The organism is Hymenobacter fastidiosus, assembly GCF_039539565.1.
Taxonomy (GTDB): domain Bacteria; phylum Bacteroidota; class Bacteroidia; order Cytophagales; family Hymenobacteraceae; genus Hymenobacter; species Hymenobacter fastidiosus.
On the sequence record NZ_BAABDJ010000035.1, the window covers coordinates 250,262 to 269,257 of the forward strand.

The following is an 18,996-nucleotide window of genomic DNA, read 5'->3' on the forward strand; positions in this document are numbered from 1 at the left end:
GGTCTTAGGATCTTGGTTTTTTGTTCTGCTGTTTTTCTTCCAGAACGATAACCAAGACCCCAAGACCCCAAGGCTCCAAGACCCCAACAAAAGACATGGCTGTTAATAAAGATCTGCAATACCTCCGGAATATCGGGATTATGGCGCACATCGATGCTGGTAAAACCACCACGTCGGAGCGCATTCTCTACTATACCGGTAAGACCCACAAAATCGGGGAAGTGCACGAAGGTGCCGCCACGATGGACTGGATGGAGCAGGAGCAGGAGCGTGGTATCACCATCACTTCGGCTGCTACCACCACGTTCTGGAACTACCCTACGGACGCCAACGGCGAGCCGACGGCCGACACCAAGCAGTACAAAATCAACCTCATTGACACCCCCGGCCACGTTGACTTCACGGTAGAAGTAGAACGTTCGCTGCGTGTGCTCGATGGTGCCGTGGCTTTGTTCTGCGCCGTATCGGGGGTTGAGCCCCAGTCGGAAACCGTATGGCGTCAGGCTGACAAGTACAAGGTGCCCCGCATCTGCTTCGTCAACAAGATGGACCGTGCCGGGGCCGACTTCTTCAAGGCTGTAGCCGAGATTAAGGATAAGCTAGGCGCTAACCCCGTACCGCTGCAAATTCCAATCGGTGCCGAGGATACCTTCAAAGGTGTTGTCGACCTGCTGACGGGTAAGGCCATCGTATGGGATGATGCAACTCAGGGCAAGGCGTACCACGAAATCCCGGTTCCCGAGGATCTGGTGGAAACCGTTGCCGAGTGGCGTCAGAAGCTGGTAGAAAGCGTTGCCGAGTACGACGACCGTCTGCTGGAGAAATTCTTCGAAGACCCGAACAGCATCACCCGGGAGGAAATGATGGTCGTTATCCGCCAAGCGGTTATCGACATGAAGTTCTCGCCCGTAATGTGCGGCTCAGCCTTCAAAAACAAAGGTGTGCAGTCCATGCTGGACGGTGTAATGGCTTATTTGCCTTCACCGCTCGATATGCCGGCCATCGTTGGTACCGACCCGGACACGGGTGCTGAAGTGATTCGTCACCCCGACAACAGCGAGCCGTTCACCGCCCTGGCGTTCAAGATTGCTACTGACCCCTTCGTTGGTCGTCTGTGCTTCTTCCGCTGCTACAGCGGCGTGCTCGATGCCGGCTCGTACGTGCACAACAACCGCACGAACAAGAAGGAGCGTATTTCGCGCCTGATGCAGATGCACTCCAACAAGCAGAACCCGATTGACAAGATCCAGGCGGGTGACATTGCGGCGGGTGTAGGTTTCAAAGACATCAAAACCGGTGACACGCTGACCGACGAGAAGTCGCGCGTGGTACTGGAGTCGATGAGCTTCCCGGAGCCCGTTATCGGTTACGCCATCGAGCCTAAAACTCAGGCGGACATGGATAAGATGGGTATGGCTATTGCCAAGCTCGTGGAAGAAGATCCTACCCTGGTAGTACAGACGGACCCCGAGACGGGCCAGACCGTACTGAAAGGCATGGGTGAGCTTCACCTTGAAATCATCATCGACCGTATGCGTCGGGAATTCAAGGTTGAAATCAACCAGGGCGCCCCAATGGTAGCCTACAAGGAGGTGCTGACGAAGAAGGTGGAGCACCGCGAAACCTACAAGAAGCAGACCGGTGGTCGGGGTAAATTCGGGGATATCCAGTTCGAGCTGGGCCCGAAAGAAACCGATCCGGAAAAGCCCGGTCTGGAGTTCGTAAACGGCATCACCGGTGGTGTTATCCCGCGCGAATTCATTGCCCCGGTTCAGAAAGGCTTCGAAGAGGCTATGAAGAATGGTCCATTGGCTGGCTTCCCAATCGAAGCCATGCGCGTGCGCCTGTTCTACGGTTCCTATCACGATGTTGACTCGGACGCGCTGTCGTTCGAACTCGCTGCCCGTGGTGGTTTCCGCGAAGCTGGCCGCTTGGCCGGTCCGAAACTGCTTGAGCCCATCATGGCTGTCGAGGTAGTTTCGCCCGACGAGTACACGGGTTCCGTAACCGGTGACCTGAACCGTCGTCGTGGTATCATGAAAGGTTTGGATACCAAAGGTGGTCTGAACGTTATCAAGGCTGACGTTCCGCTGTCGGAGCTGTTCGGCTACGTAACGACGCTGCGTACGATTTCGTCGGGTCGGGCTTCGGCTTCGCTCACGTTCTCGCACTACGACCAGGTACCGCAAAACCTTGCCGAAGGCATCATCGCCAAGCAGAAGGGTAACTCCATTCGCTAACCCGCTTTCACTCAACATCACATGAATCAGAAAATTCGCATCAAACTCAAATCCTACGACCACAACCTGGTGGACAAATCGTCGGAGAAGATTGTGAAGGCGGTGAAGGCTACGGGCGCTATCGTTAGCGGTCCTATTCCATTGCCGACCGTCAAGGAGAAATTCACCGTGCTTCGTTCGCCCCACGTGAACAAGAAGGCCCGGGAGCAATTCCAGCTCTGCACCTACAAGCGTCTCGTGGACATCTACTCGACTTCGTCGAAGACCGTAGATGCCCTGATGAAGCTGGAGCTGCCCAGCGGCGTTGACGTAGAAATCAAAGTCTGAGGACCGGTTTCCACCGGTAATTAGGATAAGCACCCCATCGGTTTTCGGACCGGTGGGGTGTTTTTCTGGCTATCCTTGCCAACTTAGCGTTCCACTTATCCCCTTTGAATGGCCTCCCCTCTGGCTGCTACCTTCACTACTCCCCGGCTTCACTATGCCGCGACGCTATTCTGCGCCCTTATCATCGTGGGCCTTTTCGTAGCCCATTACTTCCGGATTCTGCCCAGCATCGGCATCGTTGGCCTAAGCCTGACGGCCATAGTATATGCGGTGGTATATAAGCAAGCGGCCAACCAGCAGCAGTGGCCGGTCTTCGGCGCATTGATGGTCATCTATGTCATTCACTTGCTAAGTGGCCTGACGACGGATCCAGCTAACCTGGGGGAATACAGACGGGACGTGGTATTGCAGCTGCCGTTTCTGCTGCTGCCACTCACCTTCTGGGTTCTGCCCGCTTTGCCGGCCAGCAAGCTGCGGAATCTGTGGCTGCTGTTTATCGGCTGCGTAGTAGTCTCTGCCCTGATCAGTACTGGCTACTATCTGCTGCATATGGCGGTAATCAACGAAATCTACCTGCACTCGAAGATTATGCCCACTGAGCCCGACCATATCCGGTTCAGTCTGATGGTAACGCTGGCCGTAGCCGCCGGGGTGGTTCTCTGGTACTGGGGCAATATGTCCGTCAGGTGGCGCACTGCTTTAATCGCGGCAGTTTTATATCTGGTGCTGTTCCAGCATATGCTGGCCGTGCGGAGTGGACTGGTCACGCTGTACGCGGTAGGAGGGGTATTTTTTCTGTGGCTGATATTCTTGGCGAAGCAGTACCGCCAGGCCCTGTACCTAGCGGGTTGTCTGGCACTGTTGCCGGCGGTCAGCTACCTCGCTTTTCCGACTTTTCAGAACAAGTTCACTAATACCAAGGAGGACCTGGGAAAGGTCAATGACACCAAGGCGGCCAACAGCTACTCGTTAGTAGCGCGGGTGTACTCCTATAAAGCCGCTTGGGAAATCATCAAGCAGAACCCGACAGTAGGAGTGGGCAAGGCCGATATGGAGGATGAAATGGCGGAGCAGTTCCGCCAGAACTATCCCAGCATTGAACGAAGCTCCTATCTGCTGCCCCATAATCAGCTTATCTATGATTTGGTAGCTTTTGGCTTTCTGGGGACGCTGCTGTTTATTGTTTGCTTCTACTATCCGGCACTTTGGTCCTGGCCGCGGTTTGCGCCGCTGCTGGTAGCGCAGTACACACTGGTGACACTTTCCTTCCTGGTAGAGTACACGCTGGAGACTCAGATCGGCCTGACGTTTTCCCTGTTTTTCCTGCTGTTGGCGCTGAATGGCCTGTTGCCGGCGACCCGGCCGGAAAAGGAGTGGCGGCCGGCCTAGTGAGATTGGGTGATGCTTAATATTGCACTATTTGTAACCCAGTCCGTTCTCCCGGTTGAGTTCAGAAAGGCTGCTGTTTTCCCCCTCATTAGCGTCACCGGAGCCAAAGGGCTTGAGGCACAGGAAACAGCCCGTTCCGGAAGCCAACTACGTGACCCTGAAAATATTTCAGAGCCGGGTTAGATTTCTGTCCTATATTTTTCTAGCTTTGCACTCCCATTGCGAAAACGTCATTTGGGCGTTTTCTTTTTGCGTCTTTCATAAAACATAACAGAATGCCTGGCATCATCGGTAAAAAAATCGGTATGACAAGCCTCTTCACTCCGGACGGGAAAAACATTCCCTGCACGCTCATCGAGGCGGGTCCGTGCGTAGTGACGCAGGTTAAGACAGTCGCGAATGACGGTTACACCGCCATTCAGATCGGCTACGGCGAGAAAAAAGTGAAGAACACGACCAAAGCTTTGGCTGGTCACTTCGCTAAAGCCGGTACCACCCCCAAAAGAAAGCTGGTTGAATTCCGCCTCGACGCCGAATCAACGTACGCTGCTGGTTCTACTATCGACGCGACTCTCTTCGAAGAAGGTGAGTTTATTGACGTTGTAGGTACCTCAAAAGGCAAAGGTTTCCAGGGTGTAGTGAAACGCTACAACTTCGCAGGTGTTGGTGGCCAGACCCACGGTCAGCATAACCGTCTGCGTCACCCTGGTTCCATCGGTGCCTGCTCGTGGCCGTCGCGCGTATTCAAAGGAATGCGTATGGCTGGCCGCATGGGCGGTGACCGGGTAAAAGTGCAGAACCTGAAGGTGATGCGCGTGGTAGCCGACAAGAACCTGATCCTCGTGAGCGGTTCTATTCCCGGTGCCAAGAATTCTTACGTGGTACTCGAGAAATAGACGATTACGATGGAACTCGCAGTATTTAACATCAAAGGTGAGGACACCGGCCGCAAGGTTACCCTGTCTGACGCCATTTTCGGCCTCGAGCCGAACGAGCACGTGATGTACCTCGACGTGAAGCAGTACTTGGCCAACCAGCGCCAGGGTACGCACAAGTCGAAGCAGCGCAACGAGGTGCACGGCACCACGAAAAAGCTCAAGAAGCAAAAAGGTACGGGCGGTGCCCGCGCCGGCAGCATGAAGTCACCGGTATTCATTGGTGGTGGCCGTGTATTCGGTCCCGAGCCCCGTGACTACGGCTTCAAGCTCAACAAAAAGACCAAACGTCTGGCTCGTCTGTCCGCTCTGTCGGTACTGGCCCAGGATGGCAAAATTGCTCTGGTAGAGAACATCACCATGAGCGCTCCTAAAACGAAAGATTTCCTCTCGATCCTGTCGGGTCTGAAGCTGGACAACGGCAAGAAAACCTTGCTCGTGACCGGTGAAGTCGACAAGAACGTGGTGCTGTCGGTTCGGAACATTCAGAAAGTGACCGTGGCTACGCCCGTTGCTCTGAACACGCACGATCTGCTCAACACGGACACGCTGTTGCTGTCGGAAGATGGCCTGAAGTCGCTGGAACAACTCTACACCACTGCTGAGTAATGAGCACGCTGAAGAAACCCATCGTGACCGAAAAGGCCACCGCCCTGAACGAAAAAGGCCAGTACTCTTTCGCAGTAGAGCGTACCGCCAACAAGGTTCAGATCAAAAAAGAAATCGAGGCGCTGTATGGCGTGACGGTAACGGGCATTAGCACGATCCGCACCATTGGCAAATTGAAGTCGAAGTCCACCAAGGGCGGCTCCGTAACCGGTCGTCGTCCGCACGGGAAAAAGGCAATTGTAACTGTGAAGGAAGGCGACGTAATCGACTTCTATAACGGTATCTAGGGTCGGGAAACCGACGAAACGCGCATTTTAAACTAAAATGGCACTCAAAAAACTAAGACCAACATCACCGGGTCAGCGCTTCCGCATCGCCCCGGCCTTCGACGAGATTACGACGTCGAAGCCGGAGAAGTCGCTGTTGGCACCCATGGAAAAATCCGGTGGCCGCAACAACGCGGGTAAAATGACCAACCGCTACATCGGCGGTGGTCACAAGCAGAAGTATCGTGTTATCGACTTCAAGCGTGATAAAGCCGGGGTTCCGGCCACGGTGAAGACGATCGAATACGATCCAAACCGCACGGCGCGTATCGCGCTGCTGTTCTACGCCGATGGCGAAAAGCGCTATATCATTGCGCCCGCTGGCCTGGCTGTAGATTCAGTAGTCGTATCGGGTCCCGGTGTTGCTCCCGAAGTTGGAAACGCCCTCACGCTGCGTGAAATCCCCCTGGGTACCATCCTGCACAACATCGAGCTCATGCCCGGTAATGGTGCAGCCATGGCTCGCTCGGCTGGCACGTATGCTCAGCTGGTAGCCCGCGAAGAGAAATACGCCACCCTGAAATTGCCTTCCGGCGAGATGCGCATGGTCCTCGTGACCTGCATGGCGACGGTCGGCACCGTTTCGAATGGTGACCACATGAACGTTCGGATGGGCAAAGCCGGTCGGAACCGTTGGATGGGTCGTCGTCCGCGCGTTCGTGGTGTGGCTATGAACCCAGTCGATCACCCAATGGGTGGTGGCGAAGGCAAGTCGTCGGGTGGTCACCCCCGCAGCCGTAACGGTATCTTCTCGAAAGGTCAGAAGACCCGGAACAAGAACAAGTACTCCGAACAGCTCATCGTTAACCGTAAAGGCAAGAGATAATCAATGGCACGTTCACTAAAAAAAGGGCCGTACATTGACTTTCGGCTCGAGAAGAAAGTAGTAGCGATGGAAGGTTCCGGCAAAAAGTCGGTTATCAAAACCTGGTCGCGCCGCTCCATGATTTCCCCGGATTTCGTGACGCACACTTTCGCGGTTCACAACGGTAATAAGTTCATCCCGGTTTTCGTCACGGAAAACATGGTAGGCCACAAGCTCGGTGAGTTTGCTCCTACCCGCAACTTCCGCGGCCACGTAGCCAAGAAAGATAAAGGCAAGCGCTAAGATGGAAGCAAGAGCTAAACTCAATAACGTGCCTACCTCGCCGCGCAAGATGCGGCTGGTAGCCAACATGGTTCGCGGTCAGAAAGTGACCCGCGCCCTGGGCTTGCTGAAATTCGAAGCTAACTCGGGTGCTGAGCGGATCGAAAAACTGCTCCTGTCGGCTTTGGCCAACTGGCAGCAGAAAAACGAAGACGAGCGCATCGAGGATGCTAATCTCTACATCAAGGAGATTTTCGTCGACGAAGGCCGTCAGCTGAAGCGTTTGCGCCCCGCCCCTCAGGGGCGTGGTCACCGCATCCGCAAGCGTTCCAACCACGTGACGCTGGTGATTGACTCGAAAGTAGAACCACTGGGCAGCAAGGCTGCCGCCCAGCAGGCTGCTGAGACGAAAGGCACCGAGGCTAACGCTGAAGGAAAAGCTAAGACTACCCGTCGCAGCTCGGCTAAGAAATCAACTGAAACGAAGGCAGAAGCCACCGCATAGCACTATGGGACAGAAAGTAAATCCGGTTGGCTTCCGCTTGGGCGTCATCAAAGGATGGGACTCGAACTGGTACGGCGGCAAGGACTTTGCCGACAAGCTGGTTGAGGACGAAAAAATCCGCAAATACATCATGGCTCGGATTCCGAAAGGTGGCATCAGCCGCATCGTAATCGAGCGTACGCTGAAGCGCATCACCATCACCATCAACACCGCTCGTCCGGGCGTGGTTATCGGTAAGGGCGGCGCCGAGGTGGATAAGATCAAAGACGAGCTAAAGCAGATCACCAGCAAGGACGTTCAGATCAATATCTTCGAAATCAAGCGTCCGGAGCTTGACGCGAAACTGGTAGGTGAGAGCATTGCTCAGCAGCTCCAGGCTCGTATCTCCTTCCGTCGGGCGATGAAAATGTCGATCCAGGCCGCCATTCGGGTTGGCGCTGAAGGCATCAAAATCCAGTGTGGTGGTCGTTTGGGTGGCGCAGAAATTGCCCGCTCCGAGCAGTACAAAGAGGGCCGCACTCCGCTGCACACTCTGCGTGCTGACATCGACTACGCTCTGTCGGAAGCCCAGACGGTATATGGCAAGATCGGCATCAAGGTGTGGATCATGCGCGGTGAGGTATTCGGCAAGCCCGACCTCTCGCCGAACCAGGTACCGGCTAACCAAGGTAACGACACCCGCGGCGGCAACGACCGTGGCCCACGTGGCGCCGGTGGCGACCGTGGTGGTGACCGTGGCCCGCGTCGTAATGACCGGGGCGGCGATAACCGTGGTGGTGGTGCCGGTGGTGACCGTGGCGGCAACGCCGGCGGTGCCGGGGCTCCCCGTCGCAGTGGCGGTCCGGGTGCTGGTCCAAATCGCGGTGGTGGTGCCGGTACCGGTGCTCCCCGTCGTTAGTCTTTCTCTCTTCTCGAATCCTTTTTTTCGATAACTCATGTTACAGCCGAAAAGAACCAAGTATCGGAAGATGCAGAAGGGTCGCGTGACTGGCCTGGCCTACAAGGGCTCCACCATCGACTTCGGTTCGTTCGCCATCAAGTCGCTGGAGGTTGCCTGGATTACGGCCCGCCAGATTGAAGCTGCCCGTATCGCCATGACTCGTGCTATGAAGCGCGAAGGTCAAGTGTGGATCCGCATTTTCCCCGACAAACCAATCACCAAGAAGCCAGCCGAAGTGCGGATGGGTAAGGGTAAGGGTTCCCCAGAGTATTGGGTAGCCTGCGTGAAGCCCGGCACCATCATGTTCGAATCGGACGGCGTTACGTTGGAAGTAGCTCAGGAGTCGCTGCGTCTGGCTGCTCAGAAGCTACCCGTGAAGACCAAGTTCGTTGTTCGTCGCGATTACGAAGAGAGCAATTAAGATGAAGCAAGCTGAAATTAAAGGTCTTTCGCTCGAGGAGCTGAAAGCCCAAGTCAAGACCGAACAGACCAGCGGTCAGGCTTTGCGCTTTGCGCACGCCATTTCCCCGCTGGAGAATCCGATTCGCCTGAAGCATAGCCGCAAGAACGTTGCTCGTCTTAAGACTGAGCTGACCCGTCGCGAAAACGAGCAGGCTAACCAAACTGCTAACTAACGATGGCAACCAACGAAGAAACCAAGGCAACGGCCGCTACGGAAGAGCGGAACCTGCGCAAAGAAATCGTCGGCCGGGTGACTAGCTCCAAAATGGACAAGTCTATCACGGTGATGGTGGAAAGCAAAATGAAACACCCGATCTACGGCAAGTTCGTTACGAAGTCGACCAAATTCATGGCCCACGACGAGAACAACGAATGCGGCGAAGGCGATACGGTCCGCATTATGTCGACCCGTCCGCTGAGCAAGAGCAAGCGCTGGAGACTGGTAGAAATCGTAGAACGCGCCAAGTAAGATGATACAGCAAGAATCCCGTCTGACCGTCGCTGATAACAGCGGCGCCAAAGAAGTTCTCTGCATCCGTGTCCTCGGTGGCACGGGCAAGAAATACGCCAGCGTAGGCGACAAGATCGTGGTTTCGATCAAGTCGGCTATTCCTTCGGGCAACGCCAAGAAAGGCACTGTATCGAAGGCGGTAGTAGTTCGCACGAAGAAGGAAGTACGCCGCAAAGACGGTTCGTACATCCGCTTCGACGACAATGCTGCTGTTCTGCTCAACAATAACGACGAGCCCCGCGGTACCCGCATCTTCGGCCCGGTTGCCCGCGAACTCCGCGAGCGTCAGTTCATGAAGATCGTTTCGTTGGCTCCTGAAGTTCTCTAAGCAATGGCAACGAAAACGAAAGCACAGAAGCCCGTAAAACTGCACGTCAAGACTGGTGACACCGTGAAGGTGATTGCCGGCGACGAGCGCGGCAAGACCGGTGTCATCAAGTCGGTGAACCGTACGACCCAGCGCGTCATCGTGGACGGCCTGAACCTGGTGACCAAGCACAACAAACCCAGTGCTAAGAACCCGCAAGGGGGCATCACCAAGATCGAGGCTGGCATCCACGTCAGCAACGTGAAGGCCGTTGATTCGACTAACGCCTAATCTGTTACGACAATGGCTCGACTCAAAGAGATTTATAAGAAAGACGTAGTACCGGCGCTCCAGGAGAAATTCCAGTTCAAGAGCATCATGCAGGTACCGCGCATCACCAAGATCTGCATCAACCGCGGTATCGGTGCGGCCGTAGCCGACAAGAAGCTGGTCGACAATGGCGTGGACGAACTGACGACCATCACTGGTCAGCGGGCCGTTGCGACCATCGCCAAGCGTTCGGTATCGAACTTCAAACTGCGCGAGGGCATGCCAATCGGCGCCCGCGTAACGCTGCGTGGTGAGCAGATGTACGAATTCATGGACCGTCTGCTGACGGTAGCGCTTCCCCGCGTTCGTGACTTCAAAGGCATCAACGACAAAGGCTTCGATGGCCGGGGTAACTATACCCTGGGCATCAAAGAGCAAATCATCTTCCCCGAAATTTCGATCGACAAGATCAAGTCAATCTCGGGTATGGATATTACCTTCGTAACGACGGCCGAAAACGACGAGCAGAGCTACGAGCTCCTCAAAGCTTTCGGAATGCCGTTCGCTAACGCCAAGAAAGAAAACAATGGCTAAGGAATCCGCAAAAGCAAGAGCGCGCAAGCGCATCGCTACGGTTGCTCGTTATGCTGAGAAGCGTAAAGCTTTGAAAGCTGCCGGCGACTACGAAGGTCTGGACAAGCTCCCCAAGGATGCTTCGCCCGTACGCCTCCACAACCGGGATATGATCGACGGTCGTCCTCGTGGATACATGCGCAAGTTCGGCATCAGCCGGGTGCGTTTCCGCGAAATGGCACTGGCCGGTAAAATCCCCGGGGTCACGAAGTCGAGCTGGTAATCCAGCTTCAGTTGTCGGAGTAGCTCAGCTACGTAAGATAACGCCACTTGGCAGGTTGCCGAGAGAAACCATTGGCCGAGCCTCAATAAGTCGAGCCAAGAAGTCTTAACCGAAAATTTCGCTGCCGCTTTTTCGCGGGGGCGAAATTTTCTTATCTTTGCGCTCCGTTAAAACGAGTGCTCTTCAAAACCGAATGAATACAGATCCAATTGCCGACTTCCTGACCCGGGTGCGCAATGCCATCAAGGCAAACCACCGGGTAGTGGAGATTCCGGCCAGCAACATCAAAAAGGAAATCACGAAAGTGCTTTACCACAAGGGCTACATCCAGTCCTATCGTTTTGATGACTCATCGGTACAAGGCACGATTAAAATCGCGCTGAAGTACAATCCTACGACCAAGGTTCCGGCCATCACCAAGCTTGAGCGGATCAGCTCGCCTGGTCTGCGCACGTATGCCCACGTAGAAAACATGCCCCGCGTACTGAGCGGCCTGGGTATTGCCATCCTGTCGACGTCGAAAGGCGTGATGACAGAGAAGGAAGCCAAAGCCCAGAACGTTGGTGGCGAAGTATTGTGCTACGTTTACTAATCGAGAAAGAACCAGACTATGTCACGCATTGGTAAACTCCCGATCAGCCTGCCCACGGGCGTAGAGGTTGAAGTAAGCAAGGACAACACGGTAACGGTAAAGGGCCCGAAAGGCACCTTGACCACGCCCGTTGACCGCGACATTATCCTCACCAACGCCGACGGCCAGTTGGTAGTGGAGCGTCCGACCGAGCAGAAGCGCCACAAGGCGATGCACGGCCTGTACCGCTCGCTGCTCAACAACATGGTTGTGGGTGTCAGCAACGGCTACGAGAACAAGCTGGAGCTGGTAGGTGTAGGTTACAAAGCTGTAATGGCCGGCACCACGCTGGAATTGTCGCTGGGTTTCTCGCACAACATCTTCCTGGCGCTGCCGAAGGAAGTAACGGCTACCGCTCTCACCGAGAAAGGTAAAAACCCGATTGTTACCTTGAACAGCATTGATAAGCAATTGCTGGGTCAGGTAGCTGCTAAGATTCGTTCCCTGCGCAAAGTCGAGCCTTACAAAGGCAAAGGCGTACGCTTTGTGGGCGAGCAAATTCGTCGCAAGGCTGGTAAAACAGCTTCGAAATAATTTCGCATCATGGCTTTCGATAAAGCAACTAGAAGAAAACGGATCCAGCGCATCATCCGCACCAAGGTGGCTGGCACGTCCGAGCGCCCTCGTCTGTCGGTGTTTCGCAGCAATACGGGCATCTACGCCCAGATTATTGACGACACTACCGGCAACACCCTGGCGTCTGCTTCCTCGAAGCACGTATCGGTGGAAGGGGGCAACGGAGTCGCCCTCGCTGCCGCAGTCGGCAAAGAACTTGCTGCCCGTGCTACAGGAAAAGGAATTTCGAAAGTGGTATTTGACCGTTCCGGTTACCTCTACCACGGCCGCGTAAAATCATTGGCAGAAGGAGCCCGCGAAGGCGGCCTCAATTTCTAAGGCATCATGGCAGAACTCAACAACAATCCCCGTGGTGGTGGCAATGAGCGGGGCGGCAATGACCGTCGCGGCGCTGGCAACGACCGTCGTGGTAACAATAACGAGCAGTCCCGCACCGGCGATTCTGATCTGAAGGAAAAGGTTGTCGCTATCAACCGCGTCGCCAAAGTAGTGAAAGGCGGTCGTCGCTTCAGCTTCTCGGCCATCGTAGTGGTAGGTGACGGCAATGGCACCGTAGGCTACGGCCTCGGCAAAGCCAACGAAGTAACCGACGCCATTGCCAAAGGCATTGACGATGCTAAAAAGAACCTGGTGAAAGTGCCGCTGTATAAGCACACCGTTCCCCACGTGATGGAAGGCAAATACTCGGGTGGCTTCGTACTCGTACAGCCGGCAGCAGCTGGTACCGGCGTAATTGCCGGTGGTGCTATGCGCGCCGTGTTCGAGAGTGCCGGCATTAAGGACGTGTTGGCTAAGTCGAAAGGTTCTTCCAATCCGCACAACGTGGTGAAGGCTACGTTCGATGCTCTCCTCAAGATGCGCGACCCGATGCAGATTGCACAGGCTCGTGGCATCACCCTCGCCCAAGTTTTTAACGGCTAAGTAGAGATGGCGCAGATCCACATCAAACTCGTAAAAAGCGTAATTGACCGCCCTGAGCGTCAAAAGCGTACCGTCAAGGCCCTGGGCCTGGGCAAAATGGGCAGCACTTCCGAAAAAGAACTCAACCCGCAGATTGCTGGGATGGTTGCGGCAGTACAGCACCTGGTAGAAGTAACTGAACTCTAGGACGTACCTCGATATGAATCTCAGCAATCTCATGCCCGCCACGGGTTCAACGCGCAACAACAAGCGTCTTGGTCGTGGTACGGGTTCCGGCCGCGGCGGCACGTCGACGCGTGGTCACAAAGGTCAAAAGTCGCGTTCGGGCTATTCCAAGAAGTCCGGCTTCGAAGGTGGCCAGATGCCCCTGCAGCGCCGGGTTCCGAAGTTCGGCTTCAAGAACATCAACCGCATTGAGTACAAAGGGGTAAACCTCGATGTATTGCAGGGTCTGAACGAGCAGCATGGTGCTACCACCATGGATGCCGCTTTCTTCGTGTCCAGCGGTCTGGCGTCGAAAAACGCTAAGATCAAGGTTTTGGGTCGCGGTGAAATCACCCAGGCTCTGGAAGTACATGCCCACGCCTTCTCGAAATCAGCGGTTGAAGCTATCGAGAAAGCCGGTGGTAAAGCAGTGACGCTTTAAGCCTACCTGGCAATGAACAAGTTTATCACCACGATAAAGAACATTTGGGATATTCAGGATCTGCGGGCGCGGATCCTGAATACGCTTTTTTTCATTGCCATCTATCGGCTGGGTTCCTTCGTGGTACTGCCCGGCGTCGACCCGACCCGGTTGAAGCAGGGCGCGGAAGGCCTGTTCGGTATTCTGGATACGCTGCTTGGCGGCGCTTTCAGCAATGCCTCGATTTTCGCCCTGGGCATCATGCCCTACATTTCGGCGTCTATCGTGCTGCAGCTGCTGACGATTGCCGTGCCTTACTTCCAGAAACTCCAGAAAGAAGGCGAATCAGGTCGTAAGAAGATCAATCAGTACACCCGCATTCTGACCATTCCTATTGTGATGGCGCAGTCGGTTGGCTTCATTGCCACCATCAATGCGGATGCCATTATCAGTCCCGGTACGTTTTTCACCATCTCCACGATGTTGATCATCACTGCCGGCACGCTGTTTTGCATGTGGCTGGGCGAAAAGATTACGGATAAAGGTATCGGCAACGGTATCTCGATGATCATCATGATCGGGATTGTATCCCGCCTTCCTGGTGCCATCATTGGTGAAGCAGCGGCCAAAGGCATGCGCGGTTCGCTGATTTTCCTGATCGAAGCGGTAGTGCTGTTCCTGGTGGTTATGGCGGTCATCGTCCTGACCCAGGCTGTACGTCGCATTCCGGTACAGTACGCCAAGCAGGTCGGGGGCACTACGCAACTGAACGCGCAGCGCCAGTTTATTCCCCTCAAGGTGAATGCTGCCGGGGTAATGCCGATCATCTTTGCTCAGTCGCTGATGTTCGTTCCCGCTATCCTGGCTTCGGTCTGGCAGGCGGATAGTGAAACGGCCAGCTACATCGGCCAGAAGTTCTCCGACTATACTTCGTGGCAGTACAACTTGGTTTTCGCCACGCTGATCATTGTCTTCACTTACTTCTACACGGCTATCAGTGTCAATCCTAATCAGATTGCTGATGACCTGAAGCGGAGTGGTGGTTTCGTACCGGGCGTGAAGCCCGGCCGCGATACCTCGGAGCACATGGACGAGATTCTGACCCGCATTACTTTGCCCGGGGCTATTGCCCTGGCGCTGATTGCCATCTTCCCGGCCTTCGCGCTGCTGGCTGGCGTGACGCGTCCGTTCTCGGCTTTCTATGGTGGTACTTCGCTGATCATCATGGTTGGGGTAGTATTGGATACCTTGAATCAGGTAGAGAGCTACCTGTTGATGCGTCACTACGACGGCATGATGAAAACCGGCAAGATGCGCGGCCGCACGCCTCAGGACGTGGCGCTGGCTTCCTGATTCGGTCATGATCGTTTACAAGACCGAAGAAGAAATAGAACTCATCCGGGCCAGCGCGAAGGTGCTGGCTCAAGCCCACGGAGAAGTGGCGGGCATGATCCGGGAGGGCGTCACCACGCGGCAACTGGACCGTCGCGCGGAGGAGTTCATCCGGGATAATGGCGGCCAACCATCCTTCAAAGGCTACAATGGTTTCGAATACAGCCTCTGCATCTCGCCCAACTCGGTCGTGGTGCACGGTTTTCCAAGTGACGAACCGCTGAAGAGCGGCGACATTGTTTCGGTAGACTGCGGCGTACTTCTTAACGGTTATCATTCGGATAGCGCTTACACTTACCCAATCGGGGAGGTGGCACCGGAGGTGCTCAAATTACTGGCTGACACCAAGCAGTCGCTGTATCTCGGTATCGAGGCGGCGGTGGCTGGTAACCGTATCGGCGACATCGGCTATGCCATCCAGAACTTCGTCGAGAAGAAAGGCTATGGCGTGGTGCGGGAGCTGGTCGGGCACGGGCTGGGCAAGAAGCTACACGAAGCACCCGAAGTACCCAACTACGGCAAGCGTGGGGCGGGTACCAAGCTGCAGGAAGGCTTAGTCATTGCCATCGAACCTATGATCAACTTAGGAACGAAGAGCGTGGTGCAGGAAAAGGATGGCTGGACCATCCGGACCAAGGACCGCAAACCCTCGGCGCACTTTGAGCACACCGTGGTAATAAGAAAAGATAAGGCGGAAATTCTGACCTCCTTCGACTACATAGAAAAAGCCTTACAGTAGCCTTATGGCCAAACAATCCTCCATTGAGCAGGACGGAGTAATTCTCGAAGCACTTTCTAACGCAATGTTCCGCGTGGAATTGGAAAATGGGCACACCCTGGTGGCGCACATCTCCGGGAAAATGCGGATGCACTACATCAAGATCCTGCCGGGAGATAAGGTGAAGCTGGAAATGTCGCCCTACGACTTGTCGAAAGGCCGCATTGTTTACCGTTACAAGTAAGGGTCTTGGTTGACGTTCAGATAACCAGACCGCCATTTGACTTCGGTTTCCTAGCACAGACCTCAAGTTCCTAAGTCTCTCAGATTCCATTTCCATGAAAGTCAAAACCTCGGTCAAAAAGCGCAGCGTTGACTGTAAGCTGGTTCGCCGCAACGGCAAACTCTACGTCATCAACAAAAAGAACCCACGCTTCAAACAGCGTCAGGGTTAAGCACCAGACTTTTTAATAAAGCACATGGCTCGTATTGCAGGGGTAGACATCCCAGACAACAAGCGCGGTGAAATCGCGCTGACGTACATTTTCGGCATCGGCCGTCCATCCGCACAACGCATCCTGACCAAGGCCGGTATCGACCTGAGCAAGAAAGTGAAGGACTGGACGGAAGCGGAAGCCGGCGAAATTCGTAGCATCATTGCCGCGGAAGTGAAGACCGAAGGTGTTCTGCGCTCGGAAGTGCAGCTCAACATCAAGCGTCTCATGGACATCGGCTGCTACCGCGGCTTGCGTCACCGGAAGGGTCTACCAGTTCGTGGGCAGCGCACCAAGAACAACTCCCGTACCCGCAAGGGCAAGCGGAAGACCGTTGCGAACAAGAAGAAAGCTACTAAATAAACTGTAGCGGGAATCGGCCTTTGGTAATTAAGAATTAAGAATTAAAAATTAAGAATGCGGCTGACCGGCTAGTTCATAGTTCATGATTCATAATTCTTAATTGCGCGAAGCGCCAACACCTTCCGCATTTTTTGCGATAACCAGATGGCACAAAAAAGAAAAGACAAAGCCAAAAAGCGCGTTGTCGTTGTTGAGGCAGTAGGCCAGATTCACATCAAGGCTTCGTTCAACAACATTATCATCTCCATTACCAACAACAACGGCCAGGTTATTTCCTGGGCCTCTGCTGGTAAGATGGGTTTCAAAGGCTCCAAAAAGAACACTCCCTACGCGGCCCAGATGGCGGCTACGGATTGCGCCAAAGTCGCCCATGACCTGGGTCTGCGCAAAGCCGAAGTGTTCGTGAAGGGTCCGGGCGCTGGCCGGGAGTCAGCCATCCGTACGCTCCAGAATGTGGGCATTGAGGTAACTACCATCCGCGACGTGACCCCGCTGCCGCACAACGGCTGCCGTCCACCTAAGCGTCGTCGCGTCTGATATACTGAACTGGTCAGCCTTCGCGCTGACCACCCGTGTCGGGTTTCTGATGCGCCTTCTTTACCCAAGGCTCGTCTGAGAAGCCCGACACGCGCGGTTCAACCCCTCCAAAACTCAACATCCCCGAAATGGCACGTTATACCGGTCCCAAATCCAAGATTGCTCGTCGCTTCGCAGAGCCGATCTTCGGTCCGAGCAAAGCGCTCAACAAAAAGAACTATCCTCCAGGCCAGCACGGCCGCGGCCGTCGCAAGAAGCAGAGCGAATACGCGGTGCAGCTGATGGAGAAGCAGAAGGTGAAGTACATGTACGGCATCCTGGAAAAGCAATTCGAAAACCTTTTCCACAAGGCGGCTGCGCTGCCGGGTATCACGGGTGAAAATCTGCTGGCCCTGCTCGAGTCGCGCCTCGACAACACGGTATACCGTTTGGGCATTGCCCCAACCCGCCGTGCTGCCCGTCAGCTGGTGCTGCACCGTCACATCACGGTGAACGGCGACGTAGTAAACATCTCTTCGGTTAAGCTCCGGGCTGGCGACATTGTCGCGGTTCGGGAGAAGTCGAAGTCGCTGGAAGCTATTACGACGAGCCTTTCTTCCCGCAATGCCCGCGCTTTCTCGTGGCTGGAGTGGGACGGCAAGGAGATGGTAGGCAAGTTCCTCAACGCCCCTGCCCGCGACCTGATTCCGGAGAAAATCACGGAGCAGCTCATCGTCGAGCTTTACTCGAAGTAATCCTAAGGACCCGGCTGCGGCCGGGCCCTTTTTCTTCGATTTTTTCCCTGTTGTAATTTTAAAGCCCCACTTATGTCAATCTTAGCTTTTCAAATGCCGGAGAAAGTTGTGATGGAGAAATCCGACGACTTCTACGGAACGTTTGAATTTAAACCGCTGGAGAAAGGCTACGGCGTCACGATCGGCAACGCACTGCGCCGTATCCTGCTGTCGTCGCTGGAGGGCTACGCCATTACGTCGGTTCGGACGGCCAGCGTGCTGCACGAGTTCATGACCATCGAAGGCGTGATTGAGGACATGTCCGAAATCATCCTGAACCTGAAGCAGGTTCGCTTCAAGAAGGTCAGCGACGCAATTGAGGATAAAATCACGGTCCGCATCAAGGGCCAGGATTCGTTCTCGGCGGGCGACATCAACAAGTTCACCAACGGTTTCGAGGTCCTGAATACGGATCTGGTTATCTGCCACATCGACCCGAGCGTAGAGCTGGAGTTTGAATTTACGGTGCAGAAAGGCCGCGGCTACGTTCCTGCCGAAGAAAACCGCCCTGCCGACCAGGTGTTCGGGCAAATTGCCATCGATGCCATCTTCACGCCTATCAAGAACGTGAAGTACAGCATTGAGAACACCCGCGTAGAGCAAAAGACCGACTACGAGAAGCTGCTCATCGAGATTCAGACGGATGGTTCGATCCACCCCGAAGAGGCGCTGAAAGGCGCGGCTAATATTCTGATTCAACACTTCATGCTGTTCTCGGACAACACGATGACCTTCGAAACGGCCAAAGCCGAGGAAGAGGAAACCGTAGACGAAGAGACGCTGCACATGCGCAAAGTTCTGAAGACGCCGCTGGCGGATATGGACCTGAGCGTACGCGCTTACAACTGCCTCAAGGCCGCCGACATCAAATCGCTCGGTGACCTGGTGCAGCTGGATATGAGCGACATGATGAAGTTCCGCAACTTCGGCAAGAAGTCGCTGACGGAGCTGGAGAACCTCGTGGAGGAAAAAGGTCTGACCTTCGGGATGGATCTGGGCAAGTACAAGCTCGACGAAGAATAGAGGTTTAATGTGGGTGAATGTGCTAATGTGGCAATGTGCTGACGTGTTAATTTATTGAGTTGGGTAGCCGTTTTGGTCATCTCACCCAATTTAACTGACGCTTCGCTCATCAACCCATTAGCACATTTTCACATCAGCACATTTTCATTTTAACACATTACCTAACCAATGGGCCCCGA

30 protein-coding genes and 1 pseudogene are annotated in these 18,996 nt (G+C 54.7%); all 31 read left to right on the forward strand.

Annotated features, from left to right (window positions below; genetic code table 11):
• The first annotated feature begins 95 nt into the window (after positions 1-95).
• The 31 genes and pseudogenes from fusA (at position 96) to ABD833_RS15445 (ending at position 18,817) form a co-directional block, all read left to right on the forward strand.
• Positions 96-2,240 carry an elongation factor G gene (fusA, locus tag ABD833_RS15295; RefSeq protein ID WP_345074141.1) on the forward strand — a complete coding sequence of 715 codons (2,145 nt, stop codon included), beginning with the start codon at positions 96-98 and terminating at the stop codon, positions 2,238-2,240.
• A gap of 21 nt (positions 2,241-2,261) precedes the next feature.
• Positions 2,262-2,567: a 30S ribosomal protein S10 gene (rpsJ, locus tag ABD833_RS15300; protein WP_073107090.1), complete on the forward strand. Its 306-nt coding sequence runs from the start codon at positions 2,262-2,264 to the stop codon at positions 2,565-2,567.
• A gap of 108 nt (positions 2,568-2,675) precedes the next feature.
• Complete coding sequence (locus tag ABD833_RS15305) at positions 2,676-3,956, forward strand: O-antigen ligase family protein (protein ID WP_345074143.1); 1,281 nt, start codon at positions 2,676-2,678, stop codon at positions 3,954-3,956.
• A gap of 275 nt (positions 3,957-4,231) precedes the next feature.
• The gene (gene rplC / locus ABD833_RS15310; RefSeq protein WP_345074145.1) at positions 4,232-4,852 is read left to right on the forward strand and encodes a 50S ribosomal protein L3; all 621 of its coding nucleotides are present in this window, start codon (positions 4,232-4,234) and stop codon (positions 4,850-4,852) included.
• Positions 4,853-4,861: 9 nt separating this feature from the next.
• Positions 4,862-5,500, forward strand: a complete 639-nt coding sequence (gene rplD / locus ABD833_RS15315) for a 50S ribosomal protein L4 (protein WP_345074146.1) — start codon at positions 4,862-4,864, stop codon at positions 5,498-5,500.
• Positions 5,500-5,787 (forward strand): 50S ribosomal protein L23, encoded by a 288-nt coding sequence (rplW, locus tag ABD833_RS15320; protein ID WP_345074149.1) that lies wholly within the window; start codon positions 5,500-5,502, stop codon positions 5,785-5,787. The genes rplD and rplW overlap by 1 nt, the downstream gene beginning before the upstream one ends.
• 37 nt (positions 5,788-5,824) lie before the next feature.
• Entirely contained in the window at positions 5,825-6,652 is an 828-nt protein-coding gene (rplB, locus tag ABD833_RS15325; protein WP_345074150.1) for a 50S ribosomal protein L2, read from the forward strand.
• Positions 6,653-6,655: 3 nt separating this feature from the next.
• Entirely contained in the window at positions 6,656-6,934 is a 279-nt protein-coding gene (gene rpsS / locus ABD833_RS15330) for a 30S ribosomal protein S19 (protein ID WP_073107075.1), read from the forward strand.
• A 1-nt stretch (position 6,935) separates the two neighbouring features.
• A complete protein-coding gene (gene rplV, locus ABD833_RS15335) occupies positions 6,936-7,418 on the forward strand; it encodes a 50S ribosomal protein L22 (protein ID WP_073107072.1) in 483 nt (160 codons plus the stop codon).
• A gap of 4 nt (positions 7,419-7,422) precedes the next feature.
• Positions 7,423-8,316: a 30S ribosomal protein S3 gene (rpsC, locus tag ABD833_RS15340; protein ID WP_345074153.1), complete on the forward strand. Its 894-nt coding sequence runs from the start codon at positions 7,423-7,425 to the stop codon at positions 8,314-8,316.
• A gap of 37 nt (positions 8,317-8,353) precedes the next feature.
• Entirely contained in the window at positions 8,354-8,779 is a 426-nt protein-coding gene (rplP, locus tag ABD833_RS15345; protein WP_345074155.1) for a 50S ribosomal protein L16, read from the forward strand.
• A 1-nt stretch (position 8,780) separates the two neighbouring features.
• Positions 8,781-8,993 carry a 50S ribosomal protein L29 gene (gene rpmC / locus ABD833_RS15350; RefSeq protein ID WP_345074156.1) on the forward strand — a complete coding sequence of 71 codons (213 nt, stop codon included), beginning with the start codon at positions 8,781-8,783 and terminating at the stop codon, positions 8,991-8,993.
• A gap of 2 nt (positions 8,994-8,995) precedes the next feature.
• On the forward strand, positions 8,996-9,289 hold the full coding sequence (rpsQ, locus tag ABD833_RS15355) for a 30S ribosomal protein S17 (RefSeq protein ID WP_345074157.1): 294 nt from the start codon (positions 8,996-8,998) through the stop codon (positions 9,287-9,289).
• Between the two features lies 1 nt (position 9,290).
• Positions 9,291-9,659 (forward strand): 50S ribosomal protein L14, encoded by a 369-nt coding sequence (gene rplN / locus ABD833_RS15360; protein ID WP_073107059.1) that lies wholly within the window; start codon positions 9,291-9,293, stop codon positions 9,657-9,659.
• Between the two features lie 3 nt (positions 9,660-9,662).
• Positions 9,663-9,914: pseudogene (gene rplX / locus ABD833_RS15365) on the forward strand (50S ribosomal protein L24); the annotation flags it as partial.
• 27 nt (positions 9,915-9,941) lie between these two features.
• Entirely contained in the window at positions 9,942-10,502 is a 561-nt protein-coding gene (gene rplE / locus ABD833_RS15370; RefSeq protein WP_129919336.1) for a 50S ribosomal protein L5, read from the forward strand.
• Positions 10,495-10,764 carry a 30S ribosomal protein S14 gene (gene rpsN, locus ABD833_RS15375; protein ID WP_044016038.1) on the forward strand — a complete coding sequence of 90 codons (270 nt, stop codon included), beginning with the start codon at positions 10,495-10,497 and terminating at the stop codon, positions 10,762-10,764. Before rplE ends, rpsN begins: the two co-directional genes overlap by 8 nt.
• Positions 10,765-10,957: 193 nt before the next feature.
• Positions 10,958-11,356 carry a 30S ribosomal protein S8 gene (gene rpsH, locus ABD833_RS15380; RefSeq protein ID WP_345074161.1) on the forward strand — a complete coding sequence of 133 codons (399 nt, stop codon included), beginning with the start codon at positions 10,958-10,960 and terminating at the stop codon, positions 11,354-11,356.
• Positions 11,357-11,374: 18 nt separating this feature from the next.
• Positions 11,375-11,929, forward strand: a complete 555-nt coding sequence (gene rplF, locus ABD833_RS15385; RefSeq protein WP_345074162.1) for a 50S ribosomal protein L6 — start codon at positions 11,375-11,377, stop codon at positions 11,927-11,929.
• Between the two features lie 9 nt (positions 11,930-11,938).
• Complete coding sequence (gene rplR / locus ABD833_RS15390) at positions 11,939-12,289, forward strand: 50S ribosomal protein L18 (RefSeq protein WP_044515439.1); 351 nt, start codon at positions 11,939-11,941, stop codon at positions 12,287-12,289.
• Between the two features lie 6 nt (positions 12,290-12,295).
• Positions 12,296-12,892 carry a 30S ribosomal protein S5 gene (gene rpsE, locus ABD833_RS15395; protein WP_345074164.1) on the forward strand — a complete coding sequence of 199 codons (597 nt, stop codon included), beginning with the start codon at positions 12,296-12,298 and terminating at the stop codon, positions 12,890-12,892.
• Between the two features lie 6 nt (positions 12,893-12,898).
• A complete protein-coding gene (gene rpmD / locus ABD833_RS15400; RefSeq protein WP_073107046.1) occupies positions 12,899-13,078 on the forward strand; it encodes a 50S ribosomal protein L30 in 180 nt (59 codons plus the stop codon).
• A gap of 13 nt (positions 13,079-13,091) precedes the next feature.
• Positions 13,092-13,538, forward strand: coding sequence for a 50S ribosomal protein L15 (gene rplO, locus ABD833_RS15405; protein ID WP_345074165.1), 447 nt, complete (start codon positions 13,092-13,094; stop codon positions 13,536-13,538).
• Positions 13,539-13,550: 12 nt separating this feature from the next.
• On the forward strand, positions 13,551-14,870 hold the full coding sequence (secY, locus tag ABD833_RS15410; protein ID WP_345074166.1) for a preprotein translocase subunit SecY: 1,320 nt from the start codon (positions 13,551-13,553) through the stop codon (positions 14,868-14,870).
• A 7-nt stretch (positions 14,871-14,877) separates the two neighbouring features.
• Positions 14,878-15,648 carry a type I methionyl aminopeptidase gene (map, locus tag ABD833_RS15415; RefSeq protein WP_345074167.1) on the forward strand — a complete coding sequence of 257 codons (771 nt, stop codon included), beginning with the start codon at positions 14,878-14,880 and terminating at the stop codon, positions 15,646-15,648.
• 4 nt (positions 15,649-15,652) lie between these two features.
• Entirely contained in the window at positions 15,653-15,871 is a 219-nt protein-coding gene (gene infA / locus ABD833_RS15420) for a translation initiation factor IF-1 (protein WP_073107036.1), read from the forward strand.
• A gap of 94 nt (positions 15,872-15,965) precedes the next feature.
• On the forward strand, positions 15,966-16,082 hold the full coding sequence (rpmJ, locus tag ABD833_RS15425; protein WP_046246595.1) for a 50S ribosomal protein L36: 117 nt from the start codon (positions 15,966-15,968) through the stop codon (positions 16,080-16,082).
• Positions 16,083-16,106: 24 nt separating this feature from the next.
• Positions 16,107-16,484: a 30S ribosomal protein S13 gene (gene rpsM / locus ABD833_RS15430; protein ID WP_135496031.1), complete on the forward strand. Its 378-nt coding sequence runs from the start codon at positions 16,107-16,109 to the stop codon at positions 16,482-16,484.
• Positions 16,485-16,628: 144 nt separating this feature from the next.
• Positions 16,629-17,021: a 30S ribosomal protein S11 gene (gene rpsK, locus ABD833_RS15435; protein ID WP_345074169.1), complete on the forward strand. Its 393-nt coding sequence runs from the start codon at positions 16,629-16,631 to the stop codon at positions 17,019-17,021.
• 128 nt (positions 17,022-17,149) lie between these two features.
• The gene (rpsD, locus tag ABD833_RS15440; protein WP_345074170.1) at positions 17,150-17,755 is read left to right on the forward strand and encodes a 30S ribosomal protein S4; all 606 of its coding nucleotides are present in this window, start codon (positions 17,150-17,152) and stop codon (positions 17,753-17,755) included.
• Positions 17,756-17,827: 72 nt separating this feature from the next.
• Positions 17,828-18,817, forward strand: a complete 990-nt coding sequence (locus ABD833_RS15445) for a DNA-directed RNA polymerase subunit alpha (protein WP_345074171.1) — start codon at positions 17,828-17,830, stop codon at positions 18,815-18,817.
• Positions 18,818-18,996: the final 179 nt, after the last annotated feature.